Here is a 16356-nt window from a genome sequence, read left to right as displayed (position 1 = left end):
TTCGGGACGGGGCGGTTGCGTTCGGCGGTGCTGGCGGCCTGGCGGGATTCACCCACCCGGTTCACCGAGGACACGAATTCCGAGCGGGATCTGCGGGTCGGCGCGTACCGGGATCGGTTGTTCGTCGAGCTTGCGCAGAACGCGGCGGATGCCGCGCAGGCGGCAGGGGTGCCTGGCCGACTCCGGGTGTCCGTTGTGGACGGTGAGTTGCGGGTTGCGAACACCGGTGCACCGTTGGATGCACGAGGTGTCGAGTCACTGGCCTCGTTGCGGGCGTCGGGGAAAGAGCAGCTCGGCACGGTCGGGCGGTTCGGGATCGGGTTCGCCGCCGTGCTCACGGTGACCGACGAGCCGCGCGTGGTTTCCACCACCGGGGCGGTCGGCTTTTCCGCCCGGCGCACCAGGGAGGAAGCCGCCAGGTCCGGTGACGTACCGGTGTTGCGGCTGCCGTTCCCGGTCGACGAGGAGCCGACGGCGGGGTACGACACCGAGGTCCGGCTGCCGTTGCGGGAGCAGGGGCGGGCGCTGCTCGACGAGGTCGCCGGGGAAATCGGCGACCTGTTGCTCGCATTGCCGTGGCTTGCCGAAGCCGAAGTAGACGGTCGCGTGTGGACTCGCACCGGCGACGGCATCGTGCAGATTGATGGTCCACAAGGGAAGGCGCGCTGGCGCACGCATGGACCGTGGGCGGTCCCGGTGGACGACGAGGGTGTCCCCCGCCCGCTCAACGACGATGTGCTGCACGCACCGACCCCTACCGACGAAGAGCTTTCACTGCCCGCGCGGCTGATTCTGGCGGTGCCGCTGGAGCCGTCGCGGCGAAGGGTTCTTCCGGGCGACGGGCTCACCGAAGCATTGCGGGACGCGGCAGGCCAGTACGTCGCTCTCGTGCGGGAGCTGCCGCCAGAGCACCGGTTTGCGCTCATTCCCGCGGCAGGATTCCCCAAATCTACTGTGGACTCACAGCTCGGCGAGTTCATTTTCGCCGAACTGTCCGGGCAGCCCTGGCTTTCCACGGTAGACGGAGAGGTCGTGCCGGGCAGGCAGGCGCGAATTCTCGACGTGGACGCCCCGGGGCTGTCCTCGCTGCTGGCTGATCTGGTGCCGGGGCTGGTGGTCGTGCCGCCGTCCGCAGTCCGGCTGCTGAAGCCGGTTTCCGCTCAACTGCAGGGAATCGGCGATGTACTCGAGCTGCTGACCGGTATCGACCGGCAACCCGAATGGTGGCGCGAGCTCTACGCGGTGCTGGCGAAGGCGGTCGACGGACACGCCCTCACCTCGGCGCAGCTCGACGGGCTGCCGGTGCCGCTGTCCGACGGTCGCACGCTGCCGGGCGTCCAGGGTGCGTTGCTCGTGGAAGGCAGCGGGGAACTGCTCGAACTACTGTCCGATGTGGACGTTCCAGGACTGCGTCTGGTGCACCCCGCTGCAGCGCATCCGCTGCTGGAACGACTCGGTGCCAAACACGCCGACGCGCGGCAGCTGCTCGAAGCCGAGCAAGTGCAGTACGCAGTGGAGCGCAGCGTGGCCGACGTTCAGTCCGGTTCGGACGGAATGGTGCTCGCCGGTGCCGTGCTCCGGCTCGTTGCCGAATGCGGTGATCAGGCGCCAGGCTGGACAGCTGCGCTCGCACTGCCCACGGAGGACGGTTGGCGCCGGGCAGCCGAGGTGGTGCTGCCCGCTTCCCCGCTGCTGGACGTGTTCGACCCCGAGGTGTTCGAGCCCGATGGCGCACTCGCAGTCCTCGACGAGGAATTCGCCGAGGACTGGCCTGCCGAGACGCTCGTGGCCACCGGGGTGCTCGATTCGTTCGCCGTGGTCCGCGACGAGCAACCACACGAGCCCGACCACGATCTGCCGGACGAAGACCTGTGGTGGGAGGCTTGCGAGCCGTCGACTGTGGTCGCGGTGCGGGATCTCGACCTCGTCGCGGACGACGCCTGGCCTGCTGCGCTGCGGCTGCTGGCCGCGCGTCCGCAGACGTGGCAAGCACTGCACACCCCGGATGGGCACGCCGCGTGGTGGCTTAGCCAGTACGCGCTGCTGGCCGGGGAACCGCCGGGCGCATGGCGGATGCCGTCGGCCACCGGGCTCGCCGGACTGTACGACGTGGTCCCGGACCTCGGCCTGACCGACGATCTGCTGCTGGTCACCGGGGTGCGGACAGAGCTCGTCCTCGACACTGCCGAGGACGTGACCGATCTGCTCGACCGCCTCGGCGATCCGGCTCGCACCCCGGCGCCCGGGTTGGTCGCCCGCGCGCACGCCGCGCTGGTGGCCGCGCCGGTCGAAGTGGCCGACCTCGACGCACCCGCCGGCGTCCGGGTGGCGGACGGCACGGTGGCAACGGAAGCCGTGGTGCTCGACGCGCCGTGGTTCGCCGCGGTACTGGAGCCCAGCCGGATGGTGGTCGCACCGCAGGACCCGGAACGGCTCGCCGAACTGCTCGACCTGCCCACCGCCAGTGGCCTGCCCGCCGAGGTGACCAGCACCGGCGAATACGTGGCCTGGGCCGAGCTGCCCGCTGTGCTGCTCGTTGCCGAACAACTCGGCCTCGCCCTGCCCGACGGCGGTTTGCTGCTGCACGATCCGCTGACCGTGACCGTGGACGGCACCGAGTACGACGTTCCGTGGTGGTCCGACGACCGGCTGCATGCCGCGGACACCTCGGAAGGCCTGGCAAGGGCGTTCGCCACGGCCGGCGGCCGGTGGGCCGAGCGCTACCGGATCACCGCACTGCTGGAGGACCCGGCACCGCGCACGCTGCTGAACTGAGCTAGAGCCGCTGGGCCGATTTCGAACCGCGGCGGGCGGCTGCACGCTGCCAGAAGATGATGCCGAAGCCGATCAGGCCGAGCACCACGCCGGCGAGCGCGGTCTGTACCCACACCCCGTGCGCGCCGAAGAACAGCACCACCAGTGCGACCAGCCAGAGCGTGGTACCTACGATCACCACCGGGGTCAGGTCGGTCAGCCGCTTGGGCAGTTCCGGCGTGTGCCGCAACGAGCCCGTAACGTCCGGGGCACCGGTCGGTTCATCCACGTGGTGCAGCCTACCCCGGACCGGCAGCGAGACAGGCAGGGAAATGGCGGAGCGCAGCGAACGGCACAGCGGGTCACGGTCCACACTGGACCGCTTCTTCAAGATCAGCGAACGCGGGTCGAGCACCGGGCGGGAGGTCCGCGGCGGGGTCGTCACCTTCGTGACGATGGCCTACATCGTGGTCCTCAACCCGCTGATCATCGGTAGTTTCGCGGCCGGAAGCCCGTCCGCGCACGAGGACGTGCTCGGCCACATCCTGCCGGTGCCGCAGGTCGCGGCGGTCACCGCGCTGGTCGCCGGGGTGCTGACCATCCTGATGGGCCTCGTCGCGAACTACCCGTTCGGCATCGCCACCGGGCTCGGCATCAACAGCCTGCTCGCGGTCACCATCGCCCCGCAGATGAGCTGGCCGGAAGCGATGGGCCTGGTGGTGATCGAGGGCGTGATCATCGTGCTGCTGGTGCTCACCGGCTTCCGCACCGCGGTGTTCCGGGCGGTGCCTGCCGAACTGAAATCGGCCATCGCGGTCGGTATCGGGCTGTTCATCTGCTTCATCGGGCTCGTCGACGCCGGGTTCGTGCGCCGGATCCCGGACGACGCGCACACCACGGTGCCGGTCGGGCTCGGTATCAACGGCTCCATCGCCTCCTGGCCGACCGCGGTGTTCGTGGTCGGTCTGCTGCTCACCGCGTTTCTCGTGGCCAAGCGGGTCAAGGGCGCGATCCTGATCGGCGTGCTCGGCTCCACCGTGCTCGCGATCGTGGTGGAGGCGATCGTGAAGGCGGGGCCGTCGAACGGCGCCGATCCGAAGGGGTGGAACCTCGGCTATCCGGCGTTGCCGGACCAGGTCCTCGGGCTGCCCGATCTGTCGCTGGTCGGCGACGTGTCCTTCGGCGCCTGGACCCGGCTGCCGATCATCACCGTGGTGCTGCTGGTGTTCACGCTGGTGCTCGCCGATTTCTTCGACGCCATGGGCACCATGACCGGACTGGGCAAGGAAGCCGGCCTCGTCGGCAAGGACGGCCAGCTGCCGAACGTGGGCAAGGCGCTGTTCGTGGAGGGGCTCGCCGGTGCGGCGGGCGGTTTCGGCTCGGCCAGCTCGAACACGGTGTTCGTGGAGTCCGCGTCCGGCATCGTCGAGGGCGCGCGCACCGGGCTGGCGAACATCGTGACCGGCGTGCTGTTCCTCGCCGCGATGTTCCTCACCCCGCTCTACCAGGTGATCCCGGTCGAGGCCGCCGCACCTGCGCTGGTCGTGGTCGGCGCGCTGATGATGGCGCAGGTCCGCGAGATCGACTTCACCGACTTCTCGATCGCGCTGCCCGCCTTCCTGACGATCGTGGTCATGCCGTTCACCTACTCGATCGCCAACGGAATCGGAGCAGGCTTCGTGAGCTATGTGGTGATCCGCGCGGTGACCGGCAAGGCCCGGCAGGTGCACCCGTTGATGTGGGTGATCGCGGTGGCGTTCGTCGGCTACTTCGCGGTCGGTCCGATCCAGGCTGCGCTGTCCTGACCGGCGCGAGATCGCTCACTCGTGGGAACGATCGGGCCGGGTCGTGAGGTATGCTAACTAATATGTCCGGCGATCCGCACGAGCGCTCCCTGGCGAGCCGCCTGCGCCTCGCAGTGGTCCGGCTCAACCGCCGGCTCCGGGCACAGCGGGTGGGCGACGACGTTTCGCTGACGCAGATCGCCGCGCTGTCCACCCTGTACAAATGCGGTCCGCTGACCCCAGGTCGGCTCGCCGCGAAGGAAGGCGTCCAGCCGCCCTCGATGACGAGGGTGATCGCCGCGCTCGAGGAGATGGGTTTCGTCGAGCGCCGCCCGCATCCGACGGATGGCAGGCAGGCCATCGTCGAACTTTCCGACGACGGGCTGGCCTACGTGCGCAAGGCCATCTCGGTGCGGGAGGCGTGGCTGGACCGGCAACTGGCCGAACTCGGCGAGGAAGAGCTGCAGGTGCTCAACCGAGCCGCGGAGATCATCGACAGGATGGCGGGGAACTAGCACCGGTGACCACCACGGGTAGCGAAACAGGACGTCCGACCGAACCCACTGCTACCCGGGAGACGGCACCACCGTCAGCTCCGCCGGGCCCACCCGGCGACGTCGCAGCCGATGGTCCGAATCCGGATTCCGAGCGCGGGCGGAAGCCGGAGTCCGAGACGGCGAAACCCGGGCCGGGTGCGGAACAGGCGAAGGCCGAACCGGAGTCCGGGGTGAAACCGGGAGCCGCGGAGCAGCAGGCCCAGCAGGCCGCGCCGAAGAAGAGCCGCGGCATGTTCTCCTCCCTGCGGGTGCGCAACTACCGGCTGTTCTTCACCGGCCAGGTCATCTCGAACGTCGGCACCTGGATGCAGCGCATCGCGCAGGACTGGCTGGTGTTCACCCTCTCCGGCAACAACCCGGTTGCGCTCGGCATCGCGGTCGCCTTCCAGTTCACGCCGACGCTGCTGCTGTCGCTGTGGGCCGGGGTGCTGGCCGACCGCGTCGACAAGCGCAGGCTGCTGATGATCATTCAGGCGGCGAACTGTGTGCAGGCGGTCCTGCTCGGGGCGCTCGACCTGGCAGGTGTGGCGCAGCTGTGGCAGGTCTACCTGCTGTGCATGCTGCTCGGCGTCACCTCGGCGATGGAGGTGCCCACCCGGCAGTCGTTCGTGGCCGAGATGGTCGGGCGCGACCAGGTGGCCAACGCGGTGGCGCTGAACTCGTCGATCTTCAACATGGCCCGCATCGCCGGACCGGCGATCGCGGGGTTCGCGATCACCTGGGTCGGCACCGGCTGGCTGTTCATGGCCAACGCGGTCAGCACGATCGCGGTGATCACCGGGGTCGCGCTGATGGACCCGGCCAAGCTGTTCCGCGGCCCTGCCGTCCCGCGCGCGAAGGGTCAGCTGGTCGAGGGCCTGCGCTACGTGCGACGGCGCTCCGACCTGATCACCGTGATGGTGCTGGTGTTCTTCGTCAGCACGTTCGGCATCACCTACTTCACCTCGTTGCCGATCGTGGCCGCCAACGTGTTCCACACCCAGGCCGACGGTTACGGACTGCTGTCCACACTCGTCGCGGTGGGGACCTTCACCGGCGCGCTCGCCTCCGCGCGGCGGGGGATCAGGAGCCGTCCGCGGGTGCGGCTGCTGCTGTTGTCCGGTGCGCTGCTCGGCCTGTTCGAGTTCATCACCGCGTTCATGCCGAGCTATCTCGCCTTCGGCATCGGGCTGATCCCGCTCGGCTTCGCCACGATCACCTTCCTGAACACGGCCAACACCCTGGTGCAGACGTCCGTGTCGCCGGAGATGCGGGGCCGCGTAATGGGCCTCTACGTGCTGGTGCTGATCGGCGGCAACCCGATCGGCGGCCCGATGACCGGCTGGATGGCCGACGCGTTCGGCGGGCGCTCGCCGTTCTACATCGGTGGCGCGCTCTCCCTGATCGCGGCCGTGGTGTGCGCAGTGGTGCTGGTCCGTCGCGGCGGAGTGTCCTTGCCGAAACGGCGCTTCAGCAGCGGACTGCGCGTACTGCAGCGCTGAGAGCTGGGAAAAGACCTGCGAAGGGCCCTCTCGCCCCAGGGTGAGAGGGCCTTTCCGCGCGCCGAAAGTTGTCACTCGGACGAGTGAGACGCGGGTCTCCGCCGGGACGGACTTGCGTGCGTTGATGAGGTTAGGCTAACCTCATACATGTCCGCTTCGTGGTGGGAGCGGCAGTCAGTTCGGGAACGGACGGAGCCCCGCACCTGGGAACCCCGGGTGCGGGGCTCCGTTCATGTACGGCCCGGACTGCGCCAGGTCGGACTGTGCCAGCCCGAGCACAGTCGGCCCGGACTGTGCCGGCCCGAGCACAGTCGGCCCGGACTGTGCCGGCCCGAGCACAGTCGGCCCGGACTGTGCCGGCCCGAGCACAGTCGGCCCGGACTGCGCCGGCCCGAGCACGGTCGGCCCGAGTGCGGCTGGCCGGTTGCGGTGCCAACCGCTCTCGACAAGCCCGCTCGAGACAGGCCCGATTGTCCAGACCCACTTGAGGCGAGTCCGGGGTGCGGCCCCGCCCGAGACAAGCCCGGTTGTACGGCCTGGCCCGAGGCAAGCCCAGTCGTGCGGCCCAGCCCGAGACAAGCCCGCTCGAGACAAGCCTGGTTGTCCAGACCCGCTCGAGGCGAGTCCGGGGTGCGGCCCTGCCCGAGGCAGGCCCGGTGGTACGGCCCGGCTCGGGACAAACCTGCTCGTGCGGCCTGGCCCGAGTCAGGCCCGGTGGTGCGGCCCAGTCCGGGACAAACCTGCTGGTGCAGGCCCGTCCGAGGTAAACCCCGTTCCCGTGGGGGCGGCTGGGGTTCGGTCTTGTTCGTGTCGGACCGCTTGCGGCCGGGTCAGGACGGGTTCATGGTCGGGTCCTGCGAGGGGGTCGTCAAGGGGTGTTCGTCGGGTGGTACCGGCAGGCGGGGCAGCCGAAGACCGAAGTACACCCGGTAGGCGAGGCGGATGGCCTCGTCGGTGGGCAGTTCCTGCTCGTGCCGCACCTCGTCGACCGTCTCGATCAGCCGGTTGCCGGACAGGGTCACCCGGCCTTGTGCGGTCGGGCGGGAGCAGGTGAGGGTCTGCGTGAAGTGCGAGTCCGGCGAGGTCGACTGCCACCAGGCCATCGGGGTGAAGTCGGACAGCTGCCGCGGCCGGCGCTCCAGGCGGTACACGCGCTCGCCGTCGCGCAGCACGTCCACGTCGCCGTGGGGCGCGTCCAGCAGCAGGTACTCGCCCTCGGCGTCCGGCTGCGGCTCCACTGCGGACAGCCGCAGCGGCTGCTTGCTGAACCGGCCGAAGCCGACGTCGGCAAGCCACTGCTCGCCGTCGATGCGGACGAGTACGCACGCGTGGTCCAGCGGCGGCCCAGGCACGCCGTCCGGGCCGAAGACCTGCGCCGCGTGCAGCGTGGCCTCGAAGCCGAGCTCACGCAGCAAGGCGGCGAACAGCCCGTTCAGCTCGTAGCAGAAACCGCCCCTGCGCCGGTGCACGATCTTGTCGAACAGTGCTTCCTCGGTCAGCTCGATCGTCTCGCCGAGGTGCACGCTCAGGTTCTCGAACGGGACCCGGGCGAGATGCCGCTCCTGCAGCACGCGAAGGGCGGCCAGATCGGCCGCGCCGGGTACCGGCAGGTCCAGGCGGGCGAGGTAGGCGTCGACGTCCATGGCTCCACTCTCACATCTCAAGTGCACTCGAGGTCAAGCGAAAAAAGCCGAACGGGGCCCCTCCCGTGCGGAAGGACCCCGTTCGGCGTGGATCAGGTCGAGCTTCAGCTCAGCAGCAGGCCGTTGCCGCCCGCGACGGCGTTGTCGAACCGCTTGCTGATCTCCGCCCAGTTGAAGATGTTCCACAGGGCCTTGACGTAGTCCGGCTTCACGTTCTTGTAGTCCAGGTAGAACGCGTGCTCCCACACGTCGACCAGCAGGATCGGCACGGTCGGCAGGATGAGGTTGTTGTGGTGATCGCGCAGCTGCTGGGTGATCAGCGTCTTGCCGATCGGGTCCCAGGAGAGCGCGCCCCAGCCGTTGCCCTGGATCGTGGTGGACACGGCGGTGAACTGGGCCTTGAACTTGTCGAACGAGCCGAACGCCTCGTCGATCGCCGCGGCCAGCTCGCCGGTCGGCTTGTCGCCGCCTTCCGGGGAAAGGATCTTCCACCACACGACGTGGTTCGCGTGGCCCGCGAGGTTGAACGCCAGCGTCGTCTCGAGGCCGACGATCGAGCCGAAGTCGTTCGCTTCGCGAGCGGCCTCCAGCTTGTCCAGCGTGTCGTTCGCGCCCTTGACGTAGGTCGCGTGGTGCTTGCTGTGGTGCAGCTCGTTGATCTCGCCCGAGATGTGCGGCGCAAGGGCGCCGTAGTCGTAGTCGAGTTCGGGCAGCTCGTAGCGGGCCATTGGCCCTCCTAACTGTCTTCGACGCAAGTCCGTACTGTCGAACCTAGTAGCAAACCGGGGTCCCCGGCGAGCGGGGGCGGTGTCATCCCACGGGTCGACACCGGCTACCCGGGTGCGGATGGTGCGAAACCGAGACTGGTACCTCCAGTTAGCTGGAGGTCAATGTGCTGTGACCGGATTCATTCGGTTGCGCTGCCCAGCTCCAGTTCGGCGGCCAATTCGTCGAAGACGGCGATGTTGTGCTCGAATGCGATCCTGGACTCGCCGATCACCCGGCTGCGCTCCTGCTCGCTCCACGGCGCCTGGTCGAGCTTGGCCCGGTAGTTGTCCCGGAACGCGGGTGCGCTGCCGTTCAGGTCGAAGTGGTAGAAGAGCGTGCCGGCCCCGGTGAGGTCGAAGGTCTTCTCCAGCAGCCGCCGGATGGCCTGACCGCCTGCGATGTCGCCGAGGTAGCGGGTGTAGTGGTGGGCCACGTAGCCGCCCGCCCAGCCGGATGCCTCGGTGATCCGCGCGGTGTAGGCCGCGGTGGCCGGCAGCGGCCGGATCTCGTGGCGCCAGCCGGGACCGACCAGGTGCGCCAGATCGCGTTCGAGTGCGGGCAGCCGGCGCAGCTCGTCGAACACGAACTCACCGCCGACCGCGTCCCCGGTCATCGCGTCGCTGGCGCGCTCGATCGCCTGGTAGATGAAGTAGTACTGGACGGCCAGCCGCGCATAGCCCGACAGCGGCAGTTCGCCGCCGAACAGTGCGCTCATGTACCGGGAGTGGTTGGCCTTCTGATGCACCGTCCAGGTGGAGGCACGCAGCTGCTTGGAGAACGGGTGCGCGTCGAGGTCCGTGGTCACCGACATGAGGCCTCCGGCAATCGATCTGACAGGCTGTCAGAAAGAGCGTAGGCCACTACTGCGGCTTAGGCTAGCCTAAATCAGGCGCGGATCTGGAAACCTGCACCGAACCGAGTGCCTGCAGCACGAACCGGACGGCCGTCTCGATCACCTCGTCCAGCTGGTCCGCGGGTACGTCGATCACCTGCCTGCTGCCCAGCGCGGCGGTGATCATCGCGCCCACCACGTCCACATCCTGGGCGGGCCAGCTGCCCGCGTCCACGCCCGCGAGCAGTACTTCCCGCAGCTGTCCGGTGATCGGATCGGCGTGCGCGCTGATCCGCTGGTACGCCGCGGGCGCGAGCGCGGACTCCAGTGCGGCACCCGGCGGCAGGTGGTGCTCGGCGAGCACGCGCAGCTGCAGCCGGACGAACGTGGCCAGCTGGGCGACCGGATCCGGTTCCGCCTCCACGGCCGTCCGCAGCCGTGCCACGTACTGCGCCGCTTCGTCCTCGACGAACGCGACGAGCAGGCTTTCCTTGTCCGGGAAGTGGTTGTACAGCGCGGTGCGGCCGACGCCCGCCGCCGCGGCGACGCCGGCCAGCGTGATCGCGTCGAAACCGCGCTCGTAGAGCTGCGCACGCAGCACCTCGAACACCCGCGCACGCACCTCGCGGCGGTGTGCTTCGAGTGAGCCGCCGAGCACCTTCGGCATGCGCCCCACCCCCTTCCGGTGAAAACACTGTAGGGGAAGCGGCGCCGTGTTCAGTCGGCGAGCGGCCAGGTGTGCACCGGCTCGCCCGCCGCCGACAGGTCCAGGTACCGGCCCAGCATCCGGTTCAGTGCGGTTTCCCGGTCGGCGCCGCGGTCCTCGGCGCGCCGCACGTAGTCGCGCTGCCAGGTCGCACCGCTGCGGCGGGCGAGGCACCGGCGTTCGATGATGCCCAGGTAACGCACCCGCGCCTGGTCGGACACGCCGGAACGGCGCAGGCCTTCGTGGGCCAGCGGCAGCAGGACGCGCAGGGCCAGCTCGTCCGGCGGGATCCAGCCGATGCCCGGCCAGTACAGCTGCGCATCGAATCCCTTGCGTGCGCCCGCGTACAGGTTCTCTTCCGCGGCCTGGAACGACATCTGGGTCCAGACCGGGCGTTCGTCCTCGGCGAGCGCGCGTTGCGCACCGTAGAAGAACGCGGCGTTCGCGACGATGTCGGCCACCGTCGGACCGGCAGGCAGCACGCGGTTTTCCACGCGCAGGTGCGGCAGCCCGTCGACCACGTCGTAGACCGGCCGGTTCCAGCGCCAGATCGTGCCGTTGTGCAGGCGCAGTTCGGAAAGTTTGGGTGCCTGGCCCGATTCCAGCGCTTCGAGCGGATCCTCGGTGTCGGTTTCCGGAAGCAGGCCGGGGAAATAGCGGACGTTCTCCTCGAACAGGTCGAAAATCGAGGTGATCCAGCGTTCGCCGAACCACACTCGCGGCCGGACCCCCTGGTTTTTCAGCTCCTCCGGACGGGTGTCGGTGGCCTGCTGGAACAACGGGATCCGGGTTTCGTGCCACAGCGCTTTGCCCAGCAGGAAAGGTGAATTCGCGGCGAGCGCGATCTGCACGCCGGCCAGGCACTGCGCGGCGTTCCAGTGCGCGGCGAACTCCTCCGGTGCCACCTGCAGGTGCAGCTGGACCGAAGTGCAGGCGGCTTCCGGAAGAATGGACTCCGCATAGCTGCGCAGGCGTTCCGGCTGGGTGTCGGGTAGTGCCGCACCGTCCACCGCCAGCGCAATCCGTTCCCCGCGGGCAGCGAAGATCTCGTCGTTCAGTGACGAATAACGTGCCTTGTTGGTGAGCCATTTCTGGTCGAAGTGCTCGTGGCCGAGGGTGGGCAGGATACCGATCATGGCCAGGGTGGAACCGGTGTCGCTCGCGGTGGCCGCGGCCTTGCCGAGGTAGGCCCGCAGATCGTTTTCCAGCTGCAGAGCCGAATCTCCGGCGAGCGGCCGCGGCGGCACGTTCAGTTCCAGGTTGTGCTGACCCAGTTCGGTGGTGAAGGACGGATCGTCCAGCGCATCCAGCACCGCCGAGTTGGTCATCGACGGGCGCAACCGCTCGTCCACGAGGTTCAGCTCGACCTCGAGGCCGATATTCTTGCGGGGAAAGGAAAAACTCCCATCGGTGAGCATACGGGCCAGGGTGTCCAGACACCGTTGCACCTTGCGCCGATACCGTCCGCGGTCGAGAAGGCGTGGAGTGGTCGAGAGATCCGTACCCATGTCTGACGCGCTCCTAGGCTGCTGTCCGCGGATGTCCGGGGCGAGGACTGCCAGGCCGACCACCGTTGCACAGCACGTGCGCCGCGGCTAGCGGCCAAACTGGTGCTGTCGGTCACGGGGGGTTGACCGTACGCAAGAATCCGCCGTTCGTACCACGGTCTGCCCGTCGTTCGGACCAGCAGGGGAGGGCACGCGCGGATGCGAGACTGTCCGATGTGGCTGAACTGATCTTCACCGAGGACCGCGCCCATCCGGGGCTCGACGACTTCCGCGACCTGTCCACAGCGGACCGCCGCCCGGACCGGCCCGGCGGGCGCGGGCTGGTGATCGCGGAAGGCTCGGTGGTGGTCGCCAGGCTGCTCGCCTCGCGGTATCCGGTGCGGGCTCTGCTCGGCGTGGCACGGCGGATGCACGAGCTGGAAGACGATCTCGCGGGACTCGACGTGCCTGCGTACGTGACGTCCGCGGAGACCATGGCCGAGGTCGTGGGTTTCCACCTCAACCGTGGGGTACTGGCGGTGGCGGATCGCCCGGCTCCGCCGACCGTGGCTGACATCGTTGACCGCGCGCACGTGCTTGCCGTGCTGGAGGGTGTGGGAGACCACGAGAACCTCGGCGCGTTGTTCCGCAACGCGGCGGCACTCGGCGTCGACGGGGTACTGCTCGGGCCCGGCTGCTCGGATCCGCTGTACCGGCGCAGTGTGCGGGTGTCGATGGGAAACGTGCTGCGCGTGCCGTTCGCGTCGTTCGACGCCTGGCCCGGCGGACTGGCTCTGCTGCGCGATCGGGGGTTCCGGGTGGCGGCGCTCACCCCGCGTCCGGATGCCGTGCCGCTGCGCGGTCTGCGGGAGAAGGTGCCCGGCCCGGTTGCGCTGTTGCTCGGCGCGGAAGGGCCCGGTCTCACCGCCGAGGCGATCGCCGCGGCCGACGTCGCGGTGCGGGTGGAAATGGTCCCCGGCGTCGATTCGCTGAACGTGGCCACTGCCGCGGCGATCGCCTTCCACGAGATCACCACGGGCTGAGCGGTCCCGGTCGTGGTGCACATCGGCGGCGGGTACCCACCACTAAGGTGGCATACGCCGGAAATTCCCGCGCGGAAGGACAGCATGGAGCTGCGGATCAAGGGCGAGCGCGCGATGCTCGCCGGTCCGGGCGGCGAGCACGCGCGAGAGGTCGACCCGCGCCGGCTCGCCATCGGTGCCGACCTCGCACAAGCGCTGCACGAATGGGCAAGGGTGGCATCCGCGGTGTCGCGCGCCGGACCGGATGCGGACGCCGCGGGTGCGGTGGTCACCCAGCGCGGCCGTCAGCTCGCTGCGCGGCTGGCCTCGGTCATGGGCACGCAGGTGCGGCTGGTCGATCCGGTGTCCGGGATCGAGACCGTGGTCGAGCCGCCGCCCCGGCAGCCGGGGACCGGCCGGCACGCGCGGGTGCGCGAGATCAGGGAGCCGACGCCGTGGCTCACCGGTCTTCCCGTGTCGGTGTTCTCCGCAGTGCTGGTCGTCGTCGGCATGCTGGCGCTGGCAGGCACCCTCGCCAGGGAGACGAGTGGCTGGCTCGCGGTGCTGGCGGCGCTCGTGGTGACCGGCGGGGTCGCGCCGTCGCTGTGGCTCGGCCGCCGGGTGCCGATCCTGCGCTGGGCGGCCTACGGCGCCGGCGGCGGATTCGTGCTGGCCTGGATCGGCGTGCTCGCGACAGTGCTCTGAGACAAGGCGAGCAGCGCTTTCTGAACCACTGCTGGTGACGGTGCTTCGAGCCATTGATACTGGGCCGATGGCACCACTGGAGGAACTGCGCGCGTTGTGCCTCGCGTTGCCCGAGGCCACCGAACGCCTCAGCCACGGCGAGCCGACCTGGTTCGTGCGCGGCCGCAAGACGTTCGTGATGTTCGCCGACCACCACCACGACGACCGGCTCGCCTTCTGGTGCCCGGCGCCGCCGGGGGTGCAGGAGGAACTGGTGCGCACCGAGCCGGACCGGTTCTTCCGGCCGCCCTACGTGGGGCACCGCGGCTGGCTCGGCGTGCGCCTGGACGTGGACCTCGACTGGGCCGAGGTGGCGCAGATCGTGCGGGACGCCTACCGGCAGGTGGCGCCGAAGTCACTGGCCGCACTGCTGGAGCGTTGAGGCGTCAGCCGCGCTGGGTGCGGACCCCGAGCAGCACGTCTTCCCACGACGGAACGATCGGATGGTTCTTCTTGGGCTTCGCGGGGGTTTCCTCGGCCGCGTCGTCGTCCCCGGGCACCCGCGGGATCTCGCGGGTGTCGTCGTCCTCCGGATCGCCGGGGCCCTCGATGGCAGGCACTTCCTCGGCCGCGTCGAGCGTCGGCTGCACCACGGAGTCACGGGCCGGTTCGAGCGCACGCACGGTGCGCGGCGCACGGTAGGCGTTCGGGTTGAGCAGGACCTCGGCGTTCTCGTCCAGCGCGTGCACGGTGCCGCCGTGCGCGCCGGGGGAGAACGACCAGTGCGCGCGGTTGTCCGAGCGGCCCGCCTTCCAGCGCAGCACCACGACCCACTTGCCGTCGTCGCCGCGCCAGGCGTCCCACTGGGCCTGGCTGTAGTCGTTGCCGCGCACCCCGAAGGCGTACGCGATGACCTCGCCGAGAGTCTGTACGTCCGGTCCGTCCTCGCGAACCGGGTGCGCGCTCTGCGCCAGCTCCGCCGTGCGCGAGCGCTCCAGCAGTACCGGGTAGGCGAACCGCTCCACGCGCTGTGCCGACACCCCGGCACTGCTCGCGACCTGGTCGACGGACTCGCCGGCGCGGATTCGCGCCTGGATCTCGCGTGGCCGCATCTGGCTCTCCAACTCGATCTCGATCTGGCCCAGCCGGGCTATGTCTCCCCTCGCCGCCGCACGCAGCCTCTCATCCGCAGGGAGCAGGAAGCGGGTACGGCTCGCCGGGTCCTCGAGCACGAGGGACTTCCCGTCCTCGTGCAGCCCGACCACCCGCAACGCCCGCATTTCTCGCCTCCCCTGTCTTCACCTTTGTGGGTGTCTACGTTAGAACGGCGCGTCGGCTTGACGTGCGAGGCGCGCCGAGGCGTCCGTTTCCGGTCGCCGCTGGTGATCATCTTCTCAGCCCGGTTCCTGCTGGCGGTGGCGTGACACGCGGGACACGTTCCGTCACGAACGAGTGGAATCCCCGTGCGGTGGCAGCCGGACGTCGACGATCAGCCCGCCCCGCGCACCGGGACGGGCGGTCGCCTCCCCGTCGTGCGCGGCGGCCACCGATCGGACGATGGACAGGCCGAGCCCCGCGTTGCGTGAATCGCCGGTGCGTTCGCCGTCGAGCCTGCGGAACGGTTCGAAGATCGCGGCCGCCGCGTCCGCGGGTACGACCGGCCCGGAGTTGCGCACGGTCAGCGCCGGATCGCCGCCGATCTCGACGTGCACCCATCCGCCGTGGAAGTTGTAGGTCAGCGCGTTGGCCACCAGGTTGGTCACGAGCCGTTCGAGCAGTACCGGATCACCGGCGACGGTCCGCGCGGGCAGCCGGGTTTCGACCGTCACCCCGGCTTCCGTTGCCTGCGCGGCGGTCGTCTCGACCACGGTGGCCACCACCTCGTCCAGCCGCACCGGGGACCGGCAGGCCAGCCCGCGGTCACTGCGCGCGAGCACCAGCAGGCCCTCGATCATCCGCTCGCTGCGCTCGTTGGTCAGCAGCAGGTGCTCACCGAGCTTGCGCAGCTCGGGTCCGGCCTCCGGATCGGCCAGTGCGACCTCGATCAACGTACGTTGCACGGCCAGCGGGGTGCGCAGCTCGTGTGAGGCGTTGGCGACGAAGCGCTTCTGGCTGTCGAACGATTCGCCGAGCCGGTCGAGCATGCCGTCGAAGGTGTCGGCGAGTTCCTTCAGCTCGTCGCCGGGACCGTCGAGGTTGATCCGCCGGTCGAGCCGTCCCGCTTCGAGCTTCCGCGCGGTCGAGGTGATCGTGTGCAGCGGCCGCAGCGTGCGGCTCGCCATCACCCAGCCGAAGAACACCGCCAGCGCGGCCGCGACGAGCAGCGCGATGGCGGATCCGACGAGCAGGGTGGACAAGGTGGTCGAGCGGTAGTCCGAGACCACGATCTCGGTCGCCGCCCTGATCGCGTGCGGCGGCCGGGCCAGGGCCGGGCCCGCGCCGGCCGGGGCGTCCGCACCGGTGGCACCGGCCGGGTACGGCACGGACGTCGAAAAGGGCTGGGTGGCGACGAACCCCGCGGCATCCGGAAGGGAGCTGTTCACCAGCGCGTAGTTGATCACCAGCAGGGCCAGTCCGGCGAGCAGGAAGAGCCCGCCGTACAACGCGGTGAGCCGGTTGCGGATGGACAGCCGCATGC

Annotated in this window: 15 protein-coding genes; 7 read left to right on the top strand and 8 right to left on the bottom strand. The window is 69.6% G+C overall.

Annotated features, from left to right (window positions below; translation table 11 throughout):
- Positions 1-15 precede the first annotated feature (15 nt).
- Positions 16-2775 carry a sacsin N-terminal ATP-binding-like domain-containing protein gene (locus ABD793_RS21205; protein WP_425548730.1) on the top strand — a complete coding sequence of 920 codons (2760 nt, stop codon included), beginning with the start codon at positions 16-18 and terminating at the stop codon, positions 2773-2775.
- A gap of 1 nt (position 2776) precedes the next feature.
- Here the strand turns inward: ABD793_RS21205 and ABD793_RS21200 are convergent, their stop codons facing one another.
- Positions 2777-3004 (bottom strand): DUF2530 domain-containing protein, encoded by a 228-nt coding sequence (locus ABD793_RS21200; protein ID WP_344863085.1) that lies wholly within the window; start codon positions 3002-3004, stop codon positions 2777-2779.
- Positions 3005-3086: 82 nt separating this feature from the next.
- Here ABD793_RS21200 and ABD793_RS21195 point away from each other — a divergent pair, with 82 nt between their 5' ends.
- The 3 genes from ABD793_RS21195 (at position 3087) to ABD793_RS21185 (ending at position 6576) form a co-directional block, all read left to right on the top strand.
- Complete coding sequence (locus tag ABD793_RS21195) at positions 3087-4559, top strand: NCS2 family permease (RefSeq protein WP_344862559.1); 1473 nt, start codon at positions 3087-3089, stop codon at positions 4557-4559.
- A 62-nt stretch (positions 4560-4621) separates the two neighbouring features.
- Entirely contained in the window at positions 4622-5053 is a 432-nt protein-coding gene (locus tag ABD793_RS21190; RefSeq protein WP_344862557.1) for a MarR family winged helix-turn-helix transcriptional regulator, read from the top strand.
- Positions 5054-5325: 272 nt separating this feature from the next.
- Positions 5326-6576, top strand: a complete 1251-nt coding sequence (locus ABD793_RS21185) for an MFS transporter (protein WP_344863083.1) — start codon at positions 5326-5328, stop codon at positions 6574-6576.
- An 830-nt stretch (positions 6577-7406) separates the two neighbouring features.
- Here ABD793_RS21185 and ABD793_RS21180 read toward each other — a convergent pair.
- The 5 genes from ABD793_RS21180 to ABD793_RS21160 form a co-directional block, all read right to left on the bottom strand.
- On the bottom strand, positions 7407-8219 hold the full coding sequence (locus ABD793_RS21180) for an arylamine N-acetyltransferase family protein (RefSeq protein ID WP_344862554.1): 813 nt from the start codon (positions 8217-8219) through the stop codon (positions 7407-7409).
- Between the two features lie 104 nt (positions 8220-8323).
- On the bottom strand, positions 8324-8947 hold the full coding sequence (locus ABD793_RS21175) for a superoxide dismutase (RefSeq protein ID WP_344862552.1): 624 nt from the start codon (positions 8945-8947) through the stop codon (positions 8324-8326).
- Between the two features lie 179 nt (positions 8948-9126).
- On the bottom strand, positions 9127-9798 hold the full coding sequence (locus tag ABD793_RS21170) for a biliverdin-producing heme oxygenase (RefSeq protein WP_344862550.1): 672 nt from the start codon (positions 9796-9798) through the stop codon (positions 9127-9129).
- A 64-nt stretch (positions 9799-9862) separates the two neighbouring features.
- The gene (locus ABD793_RS21165) at positions 9863-10486 is read right to left on the bottom strand and encodes a TetR/AcrR family transcriptional regulator (RefSeq protein WP_344862548.1); all 624 of its coding nucleotides are present in this window, start codon (positions 10484-10486) and stop codon (positions 9863-9865) included.
- 50 nt (positions 10487-10536) lie between these two features.
- Entirely contained in the window at positions 10537-12033 is a 1497-nt protein-coding gene (locus ABD793_RS21160) for a glutamate-cysteine ligase family protein (RefSeq protein WP_344862546.1), read from the bottom strand.
- A 215-nt stretch (positions 12034-12248) separates the two neighbouring features.
- Here ABD793_RS21160 and ABD793_RS21155 point away from each other — a divergent pair, with 215 nt between their 5' ends.
- From ABD793_RS21155 to ABD793_RS21145, 3 genes are all read left to right on the top strand, one after another.
- Positions 12249-13055, top strand: a complete 807-nt coding sequence (locus ABD793_RS21155) for a TrmH family RNA methyltransferase (protein WP_344862544.1) — start codon at positions 12249-12251, stop codon at positions 13053-13055.
- Between the two features lie 84 nt (positions 13056-13139).
- Positions 13140-13739, top strand: coding sequence for a DUF2537 domain-containing protein (locus ABD793_RS21150; RefSeq protein ID WP_344862541.1), 600 nt, complete (start codon positions 13140-13142; stop codon positions 13737-13739).
- Positions 13740-13806: 67 nt separating this feature from the next.
- A complete protein-coding gene (locus ABD793_RS21145) occupies positions 13807-14160 on the top strand; it encodes an MmcQ/YjbR family DNA-binding protein (RefSeq protein WP_344862539.1) in 354 nt (117 codons plus the stop codon).
- Between the two features lie 4 nt (positions 14161-14164).
- Here the strand turns inward: ABD793_RS21145 and sepH are convergent, their stop codons facing one another.
- Together sepH and ABD793_RS21135 are read right to left on the bottom strand one after the other, a co-directional pair.
- Positions 14165-14998, bottom strand: coding sequence for a septation protein SepH (gene sepH, locus ABD793_RS21140; RefSeq protein WP_344862535.1), 834 nt, complete (start codon positions 14996-14998; stop codon positions 14165-14167).
- A gap of 162 nt (positions 14999-15160) precedes the next feature.
- Positions 15161-16354, bottom strand: a complete 1194-nt coding sequence (locus ABD793_RS21135; protein WP_344863081.1) for a sensor histidine kinase — start codon at positions 16352-16354, stop codon at positions 15161-15163.
- Positions 16355-16356: the final 2 nt, after the last annotated feature.

The sequence above is a fragment of the Amycolatopsis ultiminotia genome (assembly GCF_039536925.1).
In the GTDB taxonomy this organism is placed as follows: domain Bacteria; phylum Actinomycetota; class Actinomycetes; order Mycobacteriales; family Pseudonocardiaceae; genus Amycolatopsis; species Amycolatopsis ultiminotia.
Note: the sequence above shows the minus strand (reverse complement) of the source record. Positions and strands in the feature narration are given on the sequence as shown.